The 17,197-nt window shown below is 28.8% G+C and carries 24 protein-coding genes, 1 tRNA gene and 1 rRNA gene; 15 read left to right on the plus strand and 11 right to left on the minus strand.

Annotated features, from left to right (window positions below; all coding sequences use genetic code 11):
• From ACTTA5_RS01330 to ACTTA5_RS01370, 9 genes are all read left to right on the plus strand, one after another.
• On the plus strand, window positions 1-712 hold a 712-nt coding region (locus ACTTA5_RS01330), incomplete at its 5' end, for a glycosyltransferase family 2 protein (protein ID WP_440647339.1).
• A gap of 50 nt (window positions 713-762) precedes the next feature.
• A 5S ribosomal RNA gene (gene rrf / locus ACTTA5_RS01335) occupies window positions 763-877 on the plus strand.
• Between the two features lie 9 nt (window positions 878-886).
• A complete protein-coding gene (locus tag ACTTA5_RS01340) occupies window positions 887-1,768 on the plus strand; it encodes an NAD-dependent epimerase/dehydratase family protein (RefSeq protein WP_440647341.1) in 882 nt (293 codons plus the stop codon).
• A 3-nt stretch (window positions 1,769-1,771) separates the two neighbouring features.
• Window positions 1,772-1,897: a type B 50S ribosomal protein L36 gene (gene ykgO / locus ACTTA5_RS01345; RefSeq protein WP_008545413.1), complete on the plus strand. Its 126-nt coding sequence runs from the start codon at window positions 1,772-1,774 to the stop codon at window positions 1,895-1,897.
• A 4-nt stretch (window positions 1,898-1,901) separates the two neighbouring features.
• Window positions 1,902-2,012 carry an aa3-type cytochrome c oxidase subunit IV gene (locus ACTTA5_RS01350; protein WP_075506037.1) on the plus strand — a complete coding sequence of 37 codons (111 nt, stop codon included), beginning with the start codon at window positions 1,902-1,904 and terminating at the stop codon, window positions 2,010-2,012.
• A gap of 19 nt (window positions 2,013-2,031) precedes the next feature.
• Complete coding sequence (locus tag ACTTA5_RS01355; RefSeq protein ID WP_440647343.1) at window positions 2,032-3,120, plus strand: Re/Si-specific NAD(P)(+) transhydrogenase subunit alpha; 1,089 nt, start codon at window positions 2,032-2,034, stop codon at window positions 3,118-3,120.
• Window positions 3,121-3,124: 4 nt separating this feature from the next.
• Window positions 3,125-3,433, plus strand: a complete 309-nt coding sequence (locus tag ACTTA5_RS01360; protein WP_440647345.1) for a proton-translocating transhydrogenase family protein — start codon at window positions 3,125-3,127, stop codon at window positions 3,431-3,433.
• A gap of 3 nt (window positions 3,434-3,436) precedes the next feature.
• The gene (locus ACTTA5_RS01365) at window positions 3,437-4,831 is read left to right on the plus strand and encodes an NAD(P)(+) transhydrogenase (Re/Si-specific) subunit beta (RefSeq protein ID WP_440647347.1); all 1,395 of its coding nucleotides are present in this window, start codon (window positions 3,437-3,439) and stop codon (window positions 4,829-4,831) included.
• 5 nt (window positions 4,832-4,836) lie between these two features.
• Window positions 4,837-5,535 carry a transaldolase family protein gene (locus tag ACTTA5_RS01370; RefSeq protein ID WP_440647349.1) on the plus strand — a complete coding sequence of 233 codons (699 nt, stop codon included), beginning with the start codon at window positions 4,837-4,839 and terminating at the stop codon, window positions 5,533-5,535.
• Between the two features lie 6 nt (window positions 5,536-5,541).
• Here the strand turns inward: ACTTA5_RS01370 and ACTTA5_RS01375 are convergent.
• From ACTTA5_RS01375 to tkt, 11 genes are all read right to left on the minus strand, one after another.
• A tRNA-Met gene (locus ACTTA5_RS01375) sits at window positions 5,542-5,618 on the minus strand.
• Between the two features lie 6 nt (window positions 5,619-5,624).
• Complete coding sequence (rpsU, locus tag ACTTA5_RS01380) at window positions 5,625-5,819, minus strand: 30S ribosomal protein S21 (RefSeq protein WP_075484443.1); 195 nt, start codon at window positions 5,817-5,819, stop codon at window positions 5,625-5,627.
• A 63-nt stretch (window positions 5,820-5,882) separates the two neighbouring features.
• Complete coding sequence (locus ACTTA5_RS01385; RefSeq protein WP_440647351.1) at window positions 5,883-6,464, minus strand: cell cycle transcriptional regulator TrcR; 582 nt, start codon at window positions 6,462-6,464, stop codon at window positions 5,883-5,885.
• Window positions 6,465-6,695: a 50S ribosomal protein L31 gene (gene rpmE / locus ACTTA5_RS01390; RefSeq protein WP_075506043.1), complete on the minus strand. Its 231-nt coding sequence runs from the start codon at window positions 6,693-6,695 to the stop codon at window positions 6,465-6,467.
• 35 nt (window positions 6,696-6,730) lie between these two features.
• The gene (locus tag ACTTA5_RS01395; protein WP_440647353.1) at window positions 6,731-7,471 is read right to left on the minus strand and encodes an inositol monophosphatase family protein; all 741 of its coding nucleotides are present in this window, start codon (window positions 7,469-7,471) and stop codon (window positions 6,731-6,733) included.
• A gap of 1 nt (window position 7,472) precedes the next feature.
• Window positions 7,473-8,033, minus strand: a complete 561-nt coding sequence (efp, locus tag ACTTA5_RS01400) for an elongation factor P (protein WP_440618057.1) — start codon at window positions 8,031-8,033, stop codon at window positions 7,473-7,475.
• Complete coding sequence (thiE, locus tag ACTTA5_RS01405; protein WP_440647355.1) at window positions 8,030-8,644, minus strand: thiamine phosphate synthase; 615 nt, start codon at window positions 8,642-8,644, stop codon at window positions 8,030-8,032. Before thiE ends, efp begins: the two co-directional genes overlap by 4 nt.
• Window positions 8,631-9,641 carry a class I fructose-bisphosphate aldolase gene (locus ACTTA5_RS01410; RefSeq protein WP_440647357.1) on the minus strand — a complete coding sequence of 337 codons (1,011 nt, stop codon included), beginning with the start codon at window positions 9,639-9,641 and terminating at the stop codon, window positions 8,631-8,633. Before ACTTA5_RS01410 ends, thiE begins: the two co-directional genes overlap by 14 nt.
• Before the next feature lies 1 nt (window position 9,642).
• Window positions 9,643-10,818: a phosphoglycerate kinase gene (locus ACTTA5_RS01415; RefSeq protein ID WP_440647359.1), complete on the minus strand. Its 1,176-nt coding sequence runs from the start codon at window positions 10,816-10,818 to the stop codon at window positions 9,643-9,645.
• The gene (gap, locus tag ACTTA5_RS01420; protein WP_440647361.1) at window positions 10,818-11,825 is read right to left on the minus strand and encodes a type I glyceraldehyde-3-phosphate dehydrogenase; all 1,008 of its coding nucleotides are present in this window, start codon (window positions 11,823-11,825) and stop codon (window positions 10,818-10,820) included. The genes ACTTA5_RS01415 and gap overlap by 1 nt, the downstream gene beginning before the upstream one ends.
• 2 nt (window positions 11,826-11,827) lie before the next feature.
• Complete coding sequence (gene tkt / locus ACTTA5_RS01425) at window positions 11,828-13,786, minus strand: transketolase (protein ID WP_440647363.1); 1,959 nt, start codon at window positions 13,784-13,786, stop codon at window positions 11,828-11,830.
• 53 nt (window positions 13,787-13,839) lie between these two features.
• Between tkt and ACTTA5_RS01430 the strand changes: the two genes are divergently transcribed.
• From ACTTA5_RS01430 to ACTTA5_RS01455, 6 genes are read left to right on the plus strand one after another with little or no spacing between them, the layout of a single operon-like run.
• Window positions 13,840-14,163, plus strand: a complete 324-nt coding sequence (locus ACTTA5_RS01430) for a 5-formyltetrahydrofolate cyclo-ligase (protein ID WP_440647365.1) — start codon at window positions 13,840-13,842, stop codon at window positions 14,161-14,163.
• Window positions 14,151-14,597 (plus strand): cell division protein ZapA, encoded by a 447-nt coding sequence (locus tag ACTTA5_RS01435; RefSeq protein ID WP_428079504.1) that lies wholly within the window; start codon window positions 14,151-14,153, stop codon window positions 14,595-14,597. Before ACTTA5_RS01430 ends, ACTTA5_RS01435 begins: the two co-directional genes overlap by 13 nt.
• A gap of 4 nt (window positions 14,598-14,601) precedes the next feature.
• The gene (locus tag ACTTA5_RS01440) at window positions 14,602-15,147 is read left to right on the plus strand and encodes a 5-formyltetrahydrofolate cyclo-ligase (protein ID WP_440647367.1); all 546 of its coding nucleotides are present in this window, start codon (window positions 14,602-14,604) and stop codon (window positions 15,145-15,147) included.
• A complete protein-coding gene (locus ACTTA5_RS01445; RefSeq protein WP_440647369.1) occupies window positions 15,144-15,947 on the plus strand; it encodes a TIGR00282 family metallophosphoesterase in 804 nt (267 codons plus the stop codon). The genes ACTTA5_RS01440 and ACTTA5_RS01445 overlap by 4 nt, the downstream gene beginning before the upstream one ends.
• A gap of 7 nt (window positions 15,948-15,954) precedes the next feature.
• A complete protein-coding gene (locus ACTTA5_RS01450; protein ID WP_440647371.1) occupies window positions 15,955-16,680 on the plus strand; it encodes a YebC/PmpR family DNA-binding transcriptional regulator in 726 nt (241 codons plus the stop codon).
• A complete protein-coding gene (locus ACTTA5_RS01455; protein WP_440618068.1) occupies window positions 16,680-17,171 on the plus strand; it encodes a crossover junction endodeoxyribonuclease in 492 nt (163 codons plus the stop codon). Before ACTTA5_RS01450 ends, ACTTA5_RS01455 begins: the two co-directional genes overlap by 1 nt.
• The last annotated feature ends 26 nt before the right edge of the window (window positions 17,172-17,197 follow it).

The raw sequence follows: 17,197 nt of genomic DNA on the forward strand, positions 1-17,197 counted from the left end.
GCATATCTCACTTATGAAACTAACAATATTAATACCAGTTTTTAATGAAAATAAAACAATACTAAAATTATTAGAGAAAGTAGAAAATCAAGTAAACTTAAAAAAACAAATAATTGTAATAGATGATTGTTCTAATGATAATTCTTACGATTTAATTTGTAACTTTAAATTTTTAAGTGATCATAAAATTTTAAAACATAAAAAAAATTTTGGTAAAGGAGAATGCATTAGAACAGCAAAAAAATTTGTAACTGGAGATATAGTGTTAATTCAAGACGCTGATTTAGAGTATGATCCTAATGATTATCATAAATTAGTTGCACCAATATTAAATAAACAGAGCAACGTAGTTTATGGCTCTAGAGTTCTTAATAAAAAAAGATACAGCAACAGTAATTTTATTTCATTAAGTAGAATTTTTTTTAATCATATTCTAACAATTTTTTCAAACATATTAAATAAACAAAATTTAACCGATGCTCATACTTGTTACAAAGTTTCTAGTGCTAAAATATTTAACAGCATTTCTTTAGAAGAAAAAGATTTTGCATTTTGTCCTGAATTTACTTGTAAAATAGCAAAGATTGGTGAAAAGATTGTAGAAGTGCCGGTAAGCTATGCTGGTAGATCTCACTTAGAGGGAAAAAAAATTAAAACAAAGGATGGTTTTAGAGCAATTTATACTTTAATTAAGTATAGGTTTTTTAATTAAATTTTAAATAAATGTTTACAATTTTTATCCCTTTGTATATAAATGCTACGCCTGGTGATTATTGCGAAAGTGTAATACCCGATCCCATTCCGAACTCGGAAGTCAAGACTTTCAGCGCTGATGGTACTTTGTCTTAAGACATGGAAGAGTAAGTCATTGCCAGGCTATTCTAAAATGAAAAATTTCATTGTTGTCACTGGTGGAGCCGGTTTTATTGGTTCTAACCTTGTGGAATATTTGTTAATTAAAACAAAATTTAAAATTATTAGTATAGATAATTATTCTTCTGGAAGTAAAAAAAATCATTTTAAAAATAACAGAGTTAAATATATTTTTGGTAATACGTCAGACATAAAAAAAATTCTCAAAAATTATAGAAAAAAAATTATTGCAATATTTCATTTTGGAGAGTTTGCGAGAATTTTTCAAAGTTTTAAAAAATTTGATGAATGTTATCAATCAAACTCACTTGGTTCAAAGGCAGTTTTTAAATTTTGTTTGGATAATAATATCAAACTTATCTACTCAGCAACTTCTGCAAGTTTAGGAAATAATGGAAATGATAAAAATTTATCTCCATATGCATTTACTAAATCAAAAAACTTAGAATTATTAGAAAATTTAAAAAAATGGTTTAATTTTAAATATGAAGTAATTTTTTTTTACAATGTTTATGGCCCAAGACAAATTAAAATTGGAAGTATGGCGACAGTCATTGGAATATTCGAACATCAATACTTAACCAAAAAACCTTTAACTGTTGTTAAACCTGGTAATCAGACTAGAAGATTTACTCATATAAATGATACAGTTAAAACTTGTTATGAAGCTTTTATAAAAAATAGGTGTAAATATTATAGTATCAGTAGCAAATATTCATATACAATATTAGAGGTTGCAAAAATGTTTAAGAGTAAAATTGTGATGTTAAAATCCAGAGAAGGAGAGAGATATGCCTCTGCATTGACCAAAATCTCCTCAAATAACAAAATAATTCAAAAATATGGAAAATTACAATTGAAACATTATGTAAGTTCCTTTATTAAGGTCCACTAAATTATGAAAATAAAAAGTTCGTTAAAATCAATTAAAAAAAGAGATTTAAACTCTAAGCTCGTACGAAGAAGAGGAAGAGTTTACGTAATAAACAAAACGAACCCAAAATTTAAAGCAAGACAGAAATAATTTTATGGACAATGAGAACCATAAAAATACTTGGAACAATTTTACTAAGTTTGTTTTATGGGGAACAGTTGCAGTAATTACGGTTTTAGTTTTAATGGCAATCTTTCTTTTATAATATTTTTATCTTAAAAATTATGAATTTAGCTTCAATTTCTGAAAACCACAATATTGAGAAGAGAGTAGCAATTACCCCAGAAATTGCAAAAAAATATATTAGTTTAGGATTTAATTTAACGTTAAAAAATAGTTATGGAAATCATTTAGGTTTTAATGATGAAGATTATAAAAATTTAGGAGTTAATTTTTCAGATAATGAACATGAAATAATTAAAAATTCTGAGATTGTTATTCAACTAGGATTACCAGATGATGAAAAGTTGTCATTATTTAGAGAAAAACAAACTTTGATTGGATCATTAAATGCTTTTTTAAACAAAGAAAAATTAGATAATTTAAAATCCAAAAAGATAAATTGTTTTTCATTAGACTTGCTACCAAGAATAACTAGAGCTCAATCAATGGATATTTTATCATCACAAGCTAACCTGGCTGGTTATAAAGCAGTAGTAGAAGCCTTCCAAGTTTATGAGAGAGCAATTCCAATGATGATGACTGCAGCTGGAACTATTCCCGCAGCAAAAGTATTAGTGGTTGGGGCTGGAGTTGCTGGATTGCAAGCTATCGCAACTGCAAAAAGAATGGGGGCAGTGGTATTTGCAACAGACGTAAGGATGGCCTCAAAAGAACAAGTTGAGAGTTTAGGTGGAAAATTTCTTACAGTTGAGGGATCTGAGGATCTAGAGACTGAAGGTGGTTATGCAAAAGAAGTATCAGATGATTTTAAAAAGAAACAAGAGCAATTACTCACGGAAACATTAAAAAAAATTGATATAATAATCTGTACAGCTTTAATCCCAGGCAGAGAAGCTCCAAAAATAATTAAAGAAGATATGTTTAAAAATTTACAACGAGGTTCTGTGATTTATGATTTAGCAGCAGTTCAAGGAGGAAACACTGCTTATACTGAAGTTGACAAAACTGTAGAAAAAAATGGTGTTAAAATTTTAGGGGAGGCAAATATACTAAACAAACTACCCGTATCAGCTTCCAATTTATATGCTAAAAATATGTTTAATTTCATTTCAAATTTATATGATAAAGAAAATAAGAAATTAGATATTAATTTAGAGGATGAAATAATAGAGAAAACACTTATTAAGTAGTAATATGGAAATAGATCCTTTTATATTCAGATTAAGCATATTTATTTTGTCAATATTTGTTGGATATTATGTTGTGTGGAGTGTAACACCTTCTTTACATACACCATTGATGTCAGTTACAAATGCAATATCTTCAGTAATTATCGTTGGTGCAATCATTGCTGCACTATCAGAAAGGCATGGGGTAGTTTTTTCTTCATCGAGTATTTACGGATTTTTAGCAATTATTTTAGCAGCAATAAATATTTTTGGTGGTTTTTTAGTAACTCAAAGAATGCTTGCAATGTATAAAAAAAAGAAAAAGGATAAATAATTAATGTCTGCAAATTTATCTGCAATTTTATATTTAGTATCAGGGGTATTGTTTATTTTAGCTTTAAGAGGATTGTCGTCTCCTGAAACTTCGAGACAAGGAAATCTATTTGGAATAGTTGGAATGGTAATTGCTGTGACAGTAACATTTCTTTCAGTTGGAAATTTTAGTTCTGGATTTATTTATGTTCTGATATTTTTGGCTATTGGTGGAATTATCGGTGCTTTCATAGCATATCGAATACCAATGACAGCAATGCCAGAATTGGTTGCTGGTTTTCACAGTTTAGTAGGTCTGGCAGCAGTATTTGTTGCAATCTCTGCTTTCATAAACCCAGCAGCTTTTAATCTTGGAACACCTGGAAATATCAAACTTGCAAGTTTAATTGAGATGGCAATAGGAGCAGCGGTTGGTGCAATTACTTTTTCTGGATCTGTTATAGCTTTTTTAAAATTACAAGGAATTATGTCAGGTGCGCCTATAACATTTAAAGGTCAACACTTATTAAATGCATTATTATTAGTATTAATTGTAATTTTAACAATTTATCTTTGCTCAACACAATCAGCTAATTTATTTTGGATATTAATAGCGGTATCTTTTTTAATTGGATTTTTAATCATTATTCCTATTGGTGGTGCAGACATGCCTGTTGTAATCTCAATGCTGAATTCTTACTCTGGTTGGGCTGCAGCAGGAATTGGATTTACTTTGGAAAACACAGCACTGATTATCACTGGTGCTTTAGTTGGATCATCAGGAGCAATACTTTCATATATTATGTGTAAAGGAATGAATAGATCATTCTTTAATGTTATATTAGGTGGTTTTGGTGCAACTGACCAAACAACAGGAGGTCAAAGTAAAGAACAAAGACCAGTAAAAAGTGGTAATGCAGATGATGCAGCCTTTTTAATGAAAAATGCTTCATCAGTTATAATTGTTCCAGGATATGGAATGGCAGTTGCGCAAGCTCAACATGCCCTTAGAGAAATGGTAGATACGTTAAAAAAAAATGATATTAAAGTTTCATATGCTATTCACCCAGTTGCAGGACGAATGCCTGGACACATGAATGTATTGTTGGCAGAAGCAAATGTGCCATATGATGAAGTATTTGAACTAGAGGAGATTAATAACGATTTTGCAAATGCAGATGTTGCATTTGTAATTGGTGCAAATGACGTTACTAATCCTGTAGCAAAAACAGATCCACAAAGCCCAATTTATGGAATGCCAGTTTTAGATGTAGAAAAATGTAAGTCAGTATTGTTTGTTAAAAGAAGTTTGTCCCCTGGATATGCAGGAATCGATAATGATTTATTTTATAAAGAAAATACATTGATGTTATTTGCGGATGCAAAAAAAATGACTGAAGATATTACAAAGAATTTATAGATTTAATGAATACAAAAATTTTTTGTGATATTGCAGATTTATCTTCAATTAAAAATTTTAATAAGAAACAAATTGTAAAAGGATTTACAACAAATCCAAGCTTAATGAGAAAAGCTGGAGCAAAAGATTACAAATCATACTCTAAACAAATACTTCAAGTTTGTAAAAATAAACCAATTTCATTTGAAGTATTTGCTGATGATCAAAAATCTATGATTAAACAAGGAAACGAAATAAATACTTGGGGAAAAAATGTATACGTTAAAGTTCCAGTAGTTAATTCAAAAAATAAATTTTCAGGAAAAGTTATTAAAGAGCTAAATAGTAAAAATATTAAGTTGAATATAACAGCTGTATACACAGCCAAACAAACTTCAAAGATACTTAAAGTAATAAACAAAAAAACAAATGTAATTATATCTATTTTTGCTGGAAGAGCAGGTGACACCGGCAAAGATCCAATTCCAGAATTTGTTAAAAGTATAAAATTAGCAAAGAAATTTAAAAATGTAGAAATTTTATGGGCTAGTGTGAGAGAACCATACAATTTTTTGCAAGCTAAACAATTGGGATGTCATATAATTACTATCCCACCAACCCTAATTGAAAAAATTGAAAAGTTCGGTAAGTCCTTTAATCAGCTAACTGTTGAAACAGTCAAAGCGTTTTTAATCGATAGCAAAAAATCTAATTTTAAGTTATAGCCAAATTGGTTGCGGGGGACGGATTTGAACCGCCGACCTTCAGGTTATGAGCCTGACGAGCTACCAGACTGCTCCACCCCGCGATATATTTAAATTCTATTCTTGAGTTTATTTAACTTTTTAACTCTTTTAATGTTTTCTTGAAGAATTCTTTTTTTCTTTTCAGAAGGTTTTTCGTAAGTATTTTTTAATTTAATAACTTTAAAGAAACCATCTCTTTGCAGTTTTCTTTTTAAAACTCTTAATGCTTGTTCAACATTATTATCTTTAACTTCTATTTTAATAACTACCTCCAAAAAAGTGGTTTGTTATCACTTTTATTAATTTATGTCTATTAGTTTTGTTCATTATAAGCTTGTTTGATTAACTTTAATTTGTTTTTCTTTTTCTTTTTTCTCTCTTTTAATTCTTCTTTCAGCTTTTTCTATTGCATCCATTAGGTCTTTTTGAGAAAACAAATTTAATGCTACAGGATCTTTAGGATTTAAATTATTGTAATTCCAGTAACTTTTATTTCTTATAGAAGTTACAGAATTTTTTGTAATTCCAACCAATTTAGCAATTTGTGAATCTTTTAAAATATTATGTTGTCTGATAAGCCATAAAGCAGAATCTGGCTTGTCTTGTCTTTTCGAAAGAGGGATATATTTTTTTATTTTCTTTTCATCATTTGAAATCTCAATATCACTGCTTTTGATTTGTAGCGGTCTATTCTCATCTTTAGATGATAATTCTATTTCTTCTCTTGAAAGTTGTCCTGAAATAATTGGATTATAAGCTTTAATCCCTTTTGCAACCTCTCCATCAGCAATACCTTGTATCTCTACTTCGTGTAGCTTACAGAAATCAGCAATCTGTTTAAATGTTAGAGTTGTATTTTCAACTAACCAAACGGCAGTAGCCATTGGCATTAGAGGCGCATTTGACATTTAATTTTTCTTTTCTGATTTAAAATTTTGAAATTTTTTGTTAAATTTACTTATTCGACCTTTATCCATTAATTTCTGTTTGCCACCCGTCCACGCAGCATGCGATTTTGGATCAATTTCAAGCTTAAGCAAATCTCCTTCAGCACCCCAAGTTGATTTTGTTTCAAATTGAGTACCGTCAGTCATTTCTACTTTAATAGTATGATAGTTTGGATGAATATTTTTTTTCATGCGGAGACTTATAGCAAAAGAAATTTTTAAAACAATTAAAAGTTAACTAATTTTTCAAGCATTTTATCGTTAATTGCACTACTTGAGGCCCTGATATCAATATTTTTTATATCAAATTTGTTAATTTCGTTAACTATTCCACCAGCCTCTTCAACCATTAAAGCACCAGCTGCCACATCCCAAATATTAATTTTATTATGAAAAAAACCATCAAGTCTTCCAGAGGCTACATATGCAAGATCAAGCGCTGCACATCCGCTACATCTCATATTTAGATCACTAAATTTTGTACCTTCATGATTACTTGAGAACAAACAATCTTCAGTAGAATTTTTTTTTGACACTCTTAGTCTTTGATTGTTCAAGTATGCTCCCTTATTTCTTTCAGAAAAAAACATCTCATCTTTTATTGGATCAAAAATTAATCCACTTATAACTTCTTTGTTAGACATGTGCGCAATACAAATTGCAAAGTGAGGAATACCGTGAAGGAAATTAGTTGTTCCATCTATTGGATCTATAATCCAAAAATTTTCTTTGTCTTTATTATTTATCTTGCCAGTTTCCTCTGTAATAAATGAGTAATTTTTTTTTGATTTAGATAACTCTTCTATTAAAATTTTTTCTACATTTTTATCTGTTTTTGTAACAAAATCATAAGGGCCCTTTTTAGAAACTTGTAATTTTTCCACTTCGCCAAAATCTCTGATTACAGATTTAGAAGCTTTTTCAGCAGCCTTTATCATCAAGTTGAGATTTGAAGATATTGATATCATTTTAAATCTTTTTAACGTATTCTAAATTTCGAGTATCAACAATTACCTCGTCACCTGCCTCTATAAACGGTGGAACTTGAATATTTAACCCATTATCTAAGGTTGCAGGTTTATAAGATGAAGATACAGTTTGACCTTTTAATGCTGCATCAGTGGTTTCTATTTTACACTGTACCTGATTTGGTAATTCAACTGAAATTGGATTTTCATTATAAAAACTTACAGATACTTCAAGATTTTCAGTTAATAATTTACCTTGTTCTCCAATAATTTCTTTTTTAATTTCAATCTGTTCAAAAGTTTTTGGTTCCATAAAAAAATAATTAGCATCATCTTCATACATATAATTATATTTATTCTCATCTAGTGATGCTTTTTCTACAGTTTCACTAGATCTAAATCTTTCATTTAGCTTGGTATTTTTACCAACACTTTTCATTTCAACTTGTGCAAACGCGCCACCTTTTCCAGGTTTTACATGTTGTGTTTTTAGAACTTGCCAAAGATCATTTTTATATTCCAAAAGCATCCCAACTCTAATTTCACTTGCATTTATTTTCATATTAAACTTTCTATAGCTTCTTTAGGTTTGTATTTTTTATTATTCCAAATGTAGCCTGAGATAGCTAAAAAATTTGCATTGTTCAATAAAAGTTTTTTATAGTTTTCATTTGTTATTCCACCTATAGCTACGATGGGAATATTTGTTAATTTTTTTACTTTATTCAAAGTTTTTATATTAGCCCTGTATTTAGCTTTTTTTGTTTTAGTTGGAAAAAAAGCACCAAACGCAATGTAATTAGCTCTATTTTTAATTGCTTCTTTTGCAATTTTAATTGAGTTGTGACATGTTATTCCAATAATTTTATTTCCAATTATTTTTTTGGCTTCTTTAATATTCATATCTTTTTGCCCTAAATGACATCCATCAGCATCTAATTTTTTTGCAAGAATTGGGTCATCATTAACAATAAATTTTACATTATTTTTTTTGCATAATTGTCTGATCTTTTTTCCTACCAAAAATTTTTTTTCAAATGAGTATTTTTTAAATCTCATTTGAAAAAAACTTATTTTACTTGATTTCAATACCTCATTCAGCATCTTGTAAAAATTCTTAGTTATTTTATTTGGAGAGATAAGATAAATAAATTTTTTTTTATTTATTCTCAAGATCGTTTGTCCATTTTCCTTGAGCAGCTAAAGTACACATTCTTGTTCTATGGTTAAATACATTCTGTGTTTCGGTGATTTTAGTTGTATCTTTAGACCAAAATTTAAGAGCACTTTGTTGTAAAGCTCTACCATATGAATAGGTCATTATAAAATTTGTACTATTGTTTTTGCTAATTAAATTGAGATTTTCTGTTGCTTCTACTTCGGATTGACCTCCAGACAAGAAAGCAATTCCTGGTACTTCTGTAGGTACTGAATTTTTAAGACATTCAATTGTTTTGTCTGAAACTTCTTCATTAGAGATTTTGTTTTTTGAATTACTTCCAGCTAAAATCATATTTGGTTTTAATATGATACCTGATAAATCAATTTTATGCATAATTAATTCCTCAAAACATTTTTTTATAACTTCTGAAGTTTTTTCCAAACACTCATCAGCTGAATGATCACCATCCATCAAAACCTCTGGTTCTACTATAGGAACCATCCCACTTTCTTGAACTAATGCAGCATATCTTGCAAGTGCATGAGCATTCGAATGAATTGCAAGCTTGCTAGGATATTTATTGCTTATCGAATAAACACCTCTCCATTTTGTAAATCTTGCACCAAGTTCATAGTATTTTTTTAATCTTTCTCGAAGTCCATCTAGCCCCTCAGTAATCTTTTCTTCTGGAGAATTTGCTAAATTTTTTGCACCTGTATCTACTTTAATTCCTGGGATTGCTCCACTAGCAGAGATTAATTCAGGAATTGATTTACCTAAACTTGAAATTTGGTTTATTGTTTCATCGTATAAGATCACACCACCGATACAATCTTTCATACTTTCTGAACTAAAAAGAGTTTCTCTAAAAGCGAGTCTGTTTTTTGGTGTAGATTCAACATTAACAGCCTCAAGTCTTTTCGTCATAGTTCCGTTACTTTCATCTGCCGCAAGTATTCCTTTGCCATTCGAAAGTATTTTAAGAGCTATTTTATTTAGTTCTGACATATCAATTTAAGGCGCTTATACCAGGCAGTTCTTTTCCTTCAAGATATTCCAAAAATGCTCCACCTGCAGTTGAAACAAAATTAAATTCTTTAGCAGCATTTAAAGAATTAATTAATGAAACGGTATCTCCACCACCTACAACAGAGTAAATCTTATCTTCTTTATTTTTTTCAACTATTTTTTTTGCAATAGCAGTACTTCCATTAGCAAAATTAGGATTTTCAAAATATCCAGCAGGACCGTTCCATAATATGGTGTTTGTATTATCAATAATATTACATATACTTTCAACAGTTTTTGGACCTATATCCAAAATCATTTCATCTAATTTAATTTGATTCAATTCTTTAATTTCAGGCTGACCATTTAAATCATTTGCCACGATTACATCTTCTGGAAAAATTATATTACAATTTTTTTCTTTTGAATATGAGAGTATTTTATTAACTATAGAATTAACATTTTCTTCCTTAAGAGATTTTCCAATGTTGTATCCATTGTGTTCAATTAAGTTATTCGCCATTGCACCCACAATTACTATGTTATTAAATTTTGGAATTAAATTTTTAATAATATTAATTTTAGTAGAAATTTTAGATCCTCCAATTATGCACGTAACAGGTTTAATTATATTAGATGTAATTTTTTTTAATGCACCAATCTCTAAATCTAGTTGTAATCCTGAAAAAGACGGTAAAAATTTTGAAATTTCACAAACAGATGCATGCGCTCTATGAGAACATGAAAAAGCATCATTTACATAAATATTACCTAAATTTGCCAAATGTTTTGCAAAATTAGCATCATTTTTTTCCTCTTCTGGATAAAATCTAATATTTTCAATTAATAAAATTTTTTCATTAAAATTATCAAGCATATCTTTTTTTATTTCATAAATATTTTTTTCGATAAGTTTTATTTTTTCATTTAATTTTTTTTCTATATCTTTTTGAATTGGTTTTAACGAAAGATCTTTAATTACTTTTCCTTTAGGTCGACCAACGTGAGATAAGATAACTATTTTTGAATTTTGCTTTAATAAAAATTCGATTGTTGGAAGAACTTTGTCAATTCTAGTTGTATCAGTTATCTCACCATTGTTAAGAGGGACATTTAAATCCAATCTTAAAATTACTATTTTACCTTGTAGGTTGGTTAGTTTGGAAATACTTTGCATTAAGAATTTTGATGAATAAATTCTGCAATATCACACATACGATTTGAAAAACCCCATTCATTATCATACCAGGCTGAAATTTTACCCATATTGTCTCCAACAACATTGGTAAGGGATCCATCAACAATCGCAGATGCTGGGTTATGATTAAAATCTATTGATACTAACTTTTCATGAGTGATTTCTAATACATTTTTAAGATTATTTTTTGATGCTAGTTTAAATGATTTATTTATATTTTCTTTGTTGATATTTTTTTTTGTACAGAAAACTAATTCTACAAGTGAAACATTTGGGGTAGGTACTCTCATTGCAACTCCCTCTAATTTACCTTTCAAGCTAGGAATTATTTCACCAATTGCTTTTGATGCACCAGTAGATGTTGGGACAATTGATTGACTTGCTGATCTCGCTCTTCTTGGGTCTTTATGAGAATTATCTAGAATTCTCTGATCACTTGTAAATGCATGGATAGTGGTCATAAACCCTTTTTCAATTTCAAAATTTTCATTTAGTGTGTGTATAACTGGAGCCAAACAGTTTGTGGTGCATGATGCAGCTGAGATTATTTGGTCCTTACTGGTTATATCTTTTTCATTTACACCAAATACAATTGTTTTATCTGCGTCTTTACATGGTGCAGATACTATTACTTTTTTTGCTCCATTTTTAACATGAGCTAAAAGTTTTTCTTTAGAATTAAATTTTCCTGTACACTCAAAAACATAATCAACATCGAATTTTTTCCAGTCTATGTTTTCAATACTAGACTCCTGTGAAAATGTAATTTTTTCGTTATTTATTATTAAGTGATTTTCATCAAAATCTAAATCAGCGTCAAATCTACCATGAATTGAGTCATATTTTATTAAAGTACAAGTAATCTCAGAATTTGATCTATTGTTTATGTGTTGTATTTTTATTTTTTTATCTTGGCTTTCTATAATTGATCGAACTACCATTCGACCAATTCTACCCATTCCATTAATTCCAACTTTAATTGTCATAATTAATTTTTAATTAAATTTTTTATTTTGTTAGTTATATTTTCTTTTGTTAGCCCAAAATATTTATAAATTTCTTTAAATGGTGCACTTTTACCAAATTCATTAATTCCAAAATTTTTTCCATTTTCACCAACATACTTTTTCCAACAATCACTTGAACCAGCTTCTATAGAGATTTTATTTTTGGTTTCATTTAGTATTTTATTTCTATAAGTTTTACTTTGTTTATCAAAAAGCTCCATACAAGGTACTGAAATAACTTTAGAATAAATTTTATCTTTAGCAAGTTTATGGCTAGCCTCGATTGCAAGATTTACTTCTGAACCACTTGCCAAAATTGTTAATTTAATTTTCTTATTTGTTCTAAGCACCTCATAAGCACCAAGTGAACATTTATTATTTGAATAATATTTCTTTCTGATTGGATCTAAATTTTGTCTTGTAAGTGACAGCACACTTGGAGTATTTGTAGTTTTTAATGCATGCTCCCAGCATTCAATTGTTTCAATTCTATCTGCAGGTCTAAAGACATTTAGGTTTGGAATTGATCTTAAACCAGATAATTGCTCAATTGGTTGATGTGTTGGCCCATCTTCACCTAAACCAATTGAATCATGTGTCATCACATAAATAACTCTTTGTTGCATTAGAGCTGACAATCTTATCGATGGTTTGCAGTAATCAGAAAAAATTAAAAAAGTTCCACCATAAGGAATAAAACTGCTATGGAGTGCTATTCCATTCATGACCCCACTCATTGCATGTTCCCTGACACCATAGTGAATATAATTTCCCTCAAAATTTCCTGGTGTAATAATTTTATGTTTTTTTGTTTTTGTATTGTTAGATCCTGCCAAATCTGCAGAACCCCCAATAAGGTTATTATTTGAATTGGTTAATGCGCTTAAAGTTAACTCAGAACATTTTCTTGTTGCTAAGGATTTAGGTTCTTTAATTGCGAGTTTCTTTTCTGAATTTAAAATATTTTTAAAATTATTATTTTTGATTAGATTTAATTTTTTACTTTGTTTTTTAATTAATTTGTTCCATTTTTTTTCATTTAATTGACCTTTGATTCCTATAGCTCTCCATTTGTTTAATAACTTATTTGGAATCTCAAACGGTTTATATTTCCATTTAAGTGCTTTTCTTACTAATTTAATTTCATCTAATCCCAAAGGACTACCATGTGAAGAGGATTTGCCAGACTTATTTGGAGAACCATATCCAATTTTTGTTTTACAAGAAATTACTGTGGGTTTTTTTGCATTTTGAACTCTTTTTAAAGCTCTGTAAATTTGATTTTCATTATGACCATCAATTAATATGTAATCCCATCCATAGCTTTCAAATCTTTTTTTAAAATTGTCTGATACAGCAAGACTTGTTGGACCATCTATTGAAATATTATTATTATCGAAAAGCATCACCAAATTTTTTAATTTTAAGTGACCAGCTAAACTCATTGCTTCGTGACTAATACCTTCCATCAAGCAACCATCGCCAGCTAGAACATAAGTTTTGTGATTAATTAGATTTTTACCTAATTTTTTTTTGAGGATTTCTTCAGCTATTGCAAATCCAACTGCATTAGCTATTCCTTGTCCAAGTGGCCCAGTAGTTGTTTCAATTCCAGTTTTTGGATGATACTCTGGATGACCTGCGCAAATAGAGTTTAGTTGTCTAAACTTTTTGATCGAATTTAAAGAAATACTTTTATAACCAGTTAAGTATAATAAAGAATAAAGAAGCATTGAGCCATGTCCGGCTGATAAAACAAACCTATCTCTATTTATCCAATTTGGATTTTGCGGATTGAATTTTAAAAAATACCTAAAAAGTACCGTTGCAACGTCCGCCATACCCATTGGCATCCCAGGGTGACCAGAATTAGCTTTTTGAACTGCATCAATAGATAAAAATCTGATACAATTTGCTAAATCGTTATGTATTTTACTCAAAATTATCCTGACTAGACTAAGAAGATTCTATTTAATATTATAAGTATATATATATGAATTCTATAAACGAAAAAGAAAAAAAACTTAATATAGCTTTAGAGAAATTAAAAAATTTAAATCTAACTAAGCCGGTTTTGGAAAATAATATTGAAAATCTCAACTTACAAAAAAATCAATTAGAGATTGAAAAAAACGAGTTAGAAAAAAAATATAAAGAGCTAATAGATCAGAACGAAATTTTGTCCAAAAGATTAGACGAGTTTAGAAGTAAAGAAAAGGCAGAAGAAAGAAAACAAATAGAGTTCTCTGAAAAAATTGATGAATTAAATCAAGAAACAGATACTTTGTTGGAAGAGGTTGATAAATGGCAAATGTAAGTATCAAATTCAATAATAAAGAGTTTTTACTATCTTGTGATGATGGACAAGAAGAACATTTAGAGGAATTGTTAATTCAAATAAATCAAAAATTTAATCATTTAAAAAACGATCTTGGCAATTTAGGAGAGAATAAACTCTTATTAATTACAGCAGTTAAAATAATGGATGAATACTACGAAACAAAAAAGAAAGTTGAACAAAAGAAACAAGAATTAAAAGATTTATCAAATAAATTTAAAGAATTAAAAACTCTAATTTATGAATATAAAGATAAAAAAGAAGAAGAAATAAAAGAGTTAAATTTAAATCATGACAAATTAAAAATCGAGATTGAAACTAATCAAAAAAAATATGAAGATTTAATTGATACTGCTGCAGAGAAAATTTCAAGTTTTGTTGAAAAAGCGAAACAAGAAAATTTATCTCAATAAATTTGTGAATAAATCTAAATTAAGAAGAAAGATAACATTACTTAGAAAAAAAAATTTTGAAGAAAATTTGAAAATCAATTCTTTAAAATTAATTAAATTTCTAAGGGATAATAAGCTTAAAACAAAAATTGTTGGAGGATATTATCCATGCAATCATGAAATAGATGATTTAGAGGTTTTAAATTTATTTAGTAAAAATAAAAAAACTACCTCTCTACCGATAATCAAGAAAAATAACCAAATGGACTTTTATGAATGGTCCAAAGATAATCCATTAAAGATAAACAAATACGGGATTATTGAACCATTGTCTCAAAAGAAAGTTTATCCAGATATATTATTAGTCCCACTATTAGCTTTTGATAAACATTTTAACCGTTTAGGTTATGGAGGTGGTTTTTATGATCGTTATATTGAAAAAATTGAAATTAAAAAAAAGGTATTTAAAGTAGGATTTGCCTTTTCTTTTCAAGAATTAAAAGAAGTACCAGTTAATAATTATGATAAGAAGCTTGATTTAATAATTACTGAAAGAGGTTTAATATTTTGAGAATTTTATTTTTAGGCGATGTTGTTGGTATTTCGGGGTGCTCTAAACTTACAAGCAGCTTACTTAGTGAAATTAAAACAAAAAAAATTGATTTTGTTATTGCTAATGGTGAAAATGCTGCAGCTCAAGGGGTTGGTTTGACGGAGGAAATTTGTAAAGATTTCTATAACTGTGGTGTTAACGTAATAACAACTGGTAATCATGTATGGGATCAAAAAGAAATCATGAAGTACATAGAAAAAGAAGAGAGATTGTTACGTCCTAAAAACCTTTTTGAACCTGCACCGGGCCGAGGATTTCAAATTTTCAAAACTGATAAAAATATTAGAATCGGTGTACTTAACCTTATGGGTAATGTTTTTATGAAAAAGTGTGAAGATGTTTTTGAAACTTCAAAAAAATTTTTAAGTGAATTCAATTTAAAAGATGACTACGATTTATTAGTAGTTGATTTTCATGGTGAAATTACTAGTGAGAAAAATGCTATAGGTCATTTTTTTGATGGTCATGCAACGTTAGTTGTTGGAACTCACACTCATATTCCAACTAATGATGCAAGAATACTAAACAATGGTACTGGATACCAGACAGACGCTGGTATGTGTGGGGATTATGACTCTGTAATTGGGATGGACAAGGAAAATTCCTTAAACAGATTTCTAAAAAAAGACTCGGTCAAACATTTTCCAGCAGTTGGGGAAGGGACTTTGTCTGGTGTTATTGTTGATTGTGATATAAATACTGGTTTAGCTAAAAACATTAATAGTTATATATTTGGAGATAAACTAAAAAATATTTAATTTATATATGGCAGGTCATTCTCATTGGGCAGGTATTAAACATAAAAAAGGAAAAGCTGATAAGCAACGTTCAAAAATTTTTTCAAAGTTGTCTAAAGAAATTACTGTTGCTGCAAAGCTCGGAGACAAAGATCCTGCAATGAACCCAAGATTAAGATCAGCAGTACAAGCTGCAAGAACAGCAAATATGCCAAAAGATAATATAGAAAGAGCAATTGATAAATCTTCTGCTGCATCTGGTGCAAATTTTGAAAATTTGAGATATGAAGGATTTGGACCAAACAAAATTGCTGTAATTGTTGAAACTTTAACTGATAATAAAAATAGAACAGCTTCCAATGTGAGAACCATTTTTCAAAAATCTGGTGGAAGTTTAGGTACGCAAGGATCAGCATCTCATAACTTTAAACAACTTGGGATAATAAAGATTGATAAAAATGAAATATCAGAAGACAAAATTTTTGAATTGGCTATAGAAGCTGGTGCAGAGGAATGTATTTCTCACAATGAATTTCATGAAGTTCAATGTGTTTCAAATGAAATTTATAATGTTAAAAAAAATTTAGAAAATACAATTGCAAATTTTATTTCCACAGAGATTGAGTGGGTGCCAATCAATAGTGTTGATATTCAAAATGATGAAAAAGAGAGTGTGATTGAGTTTTTAGAAAATCTAGAAGATGACGATGATGTCCAGAACGTTTTTTCAAACGTAAATTTGGGAAATATTTAATGTTAATAATAGGAATTGATCCAGGAATATCAGGATCTATATGTTTTTTAGAGGATGGAATAATTAAAGATGTGCTTGAGATGCCAACAATGACTGAAGGGAAAAAAAATAAAAAGCAAGTTAATGGATCTCAAATATATAATGAAATTTCTTTTAGAATAAAAACATATGAAAAAAAAAATATTAAAGTTGTTATAGAACAAGTTTCAGCTATGCCAGGTCAAGGTGTAACTAGTATGTTTAATTTTGGTCAATCTTTTGGAATTTTAAAAGGTATTTGCAGTGCAATGCAATTACCAATTTATTTTGTAAGACCTGCAAAATGGAAAAAATATTTTAATTTAATTAATTCAGAAAAGGATGCTAGCAGGACAAGAGCTATTGAAATATTTCCTTATTTTTCGTCAAATTTATCTAAAAAAAAAGACTCCAATAAAGCTGATGCAATTCTGATAGCTAGTTATTTTCATGAAACATACAAAAATGACTAATCTTTAAAATTATATAGTCAAATTCA

Origin of the sequence: Candidatus Pelagibacter sp. HIMB1521, assembly GCF_052047875.1 — a bacterium.
GTDB lineage: Bacteria > Pseudomonadota > Alphaproteobacteria > Pelagibacterales > Pelagibacteraceae > Pelagibacter.

Excerpts from the sequence above, each read along its gene's own strand:
- ACTTA5_RS01340 (WP_440647341.1), top strand. The coding sequence starts at position 887 with ATGAAAAATTTCATTGTTGTCACTGGTGGAGCCGGTTTTATTGGTTCT.
- ykgO (WP_008545413.1), top strand. The coding sequence starts at position 1,772 with ATGAAAATAAAAAGTTCGTTAAAATCAATTAAAAAAAGAGATTTAAAC.
- ACTTA5_RS01350 (WP_075506037.1), top strand. The coding sequence starts at position 1,902 with ATGGACAATGAGAACCATAAAAATACTTGGAACAATTTTACTAAGTTT.
- ACTTA5_RS01355 (WP_440647343.1), top strand. The coding sequence starts at position 2,032 with ATGAATTTAGCTTCAATTTCTGAAAACCACAATATTGAGAAGAGAGTA.
- ACTTA5_RS01360 (WP_440647345.1), top strand. The coding sequence starts at position 3,125 with ATGGAAATAGATCCTTTTATATTCAGATTAAGCATATTTATTTTGTCA.
- ACTTA5_RS01365 (WP_440647347.1), top strand. The coding sequence starts at position 3,437 with ATGTCTGCAAATTTATCTGCAATTTTATATTTAGTATCAGGGGTATTG.
- ACTTA5_RS01370 (WP_440647349.1), top strand. The coding sequence starts at position 4,837 with ATGAATACAAAAATTTTTTGTGATATTGCAGATTTATCTTCAATTAAA.
- ACTTA5_RS01385 (WP_440647351.1), bottom strand. The coding sequence starts at position 6,464 with ATGTCAAATGCGCCTCTAATGCCAATGGCTACTGCCGTTTGGTTAGTT.
- rpmE (WP_075506043.1), bottom strand. The coding sequence starts at position 6,695 with ATGAAAAAAAATATTCATCCAAACTATCATACTATTAAAGTAGAAATG.
- ACTTA5_RS01395 (WP_440647353.1), bottom strand. The coding sequence starts at position 7,471 with ATGATATCAATATCTTCAAATCTCAACTTGATGATAAAGGCTGCTGAA.
- efp (WP_440618057.1), bottom strand. The coding sequence starts at position 8,033 with ATGAAAATAAATGCAAGTGAAATTAGAGTTGGGATGCTTTTGGAATAT.
- ACTTA5_RS01410 (WP_440647357.1), bottom strand. The coding sequence starts at position 9,641 with ATGTCAGAACTAAATAAAATAGCTCTTAAAATACTTTCGAATGGCAAA.
- ACTTA5_RS01415 (WP_440647359.1), bottom strand. The coding sequence starts at position 10,818 with ATGCAAAGTATTTCCAAACTAACCAACCTACAAGGTAAAATAGTAATT.
- gap (WP_440647361.1), bottom strand. The coding sequence starts at position 11,825 with ATGACAATTAAAGTTGGAATTAATGGAATGGGTAGAATTGGTCGAATG.
- ACTTA5_RS01430 (WP_440647365.1), top strand. The coding sequence starts at position 13,840 with ATGAATTCTATAAACGAAAAAGAAAAAAAACTTAATATAGCTTTAGAG.
- ACTTA5_RS01435 (WP_428079504.1), top strand. The coding sequence starts at position 14,151 with ATGGCAAATGTAAGTATCAAATTCAATAATAAAGAGTTTTTACTATCT.
- ACTTA5_RS01450 (WP_440647371.1), top strand. The coding sequence starts at position 15,955 with ATGGCAGGTCATTCTCATTGGGCAGGTATTAAACATAAAAAAGGAAAA.
- ACTTA5_RS01455 (WP_440618068.1), top strand. The coding sequence starts at position 16,680 with ATGTTAATAATAGGAATTGATCCAGGAATATCAGGATCTATATGTTTT.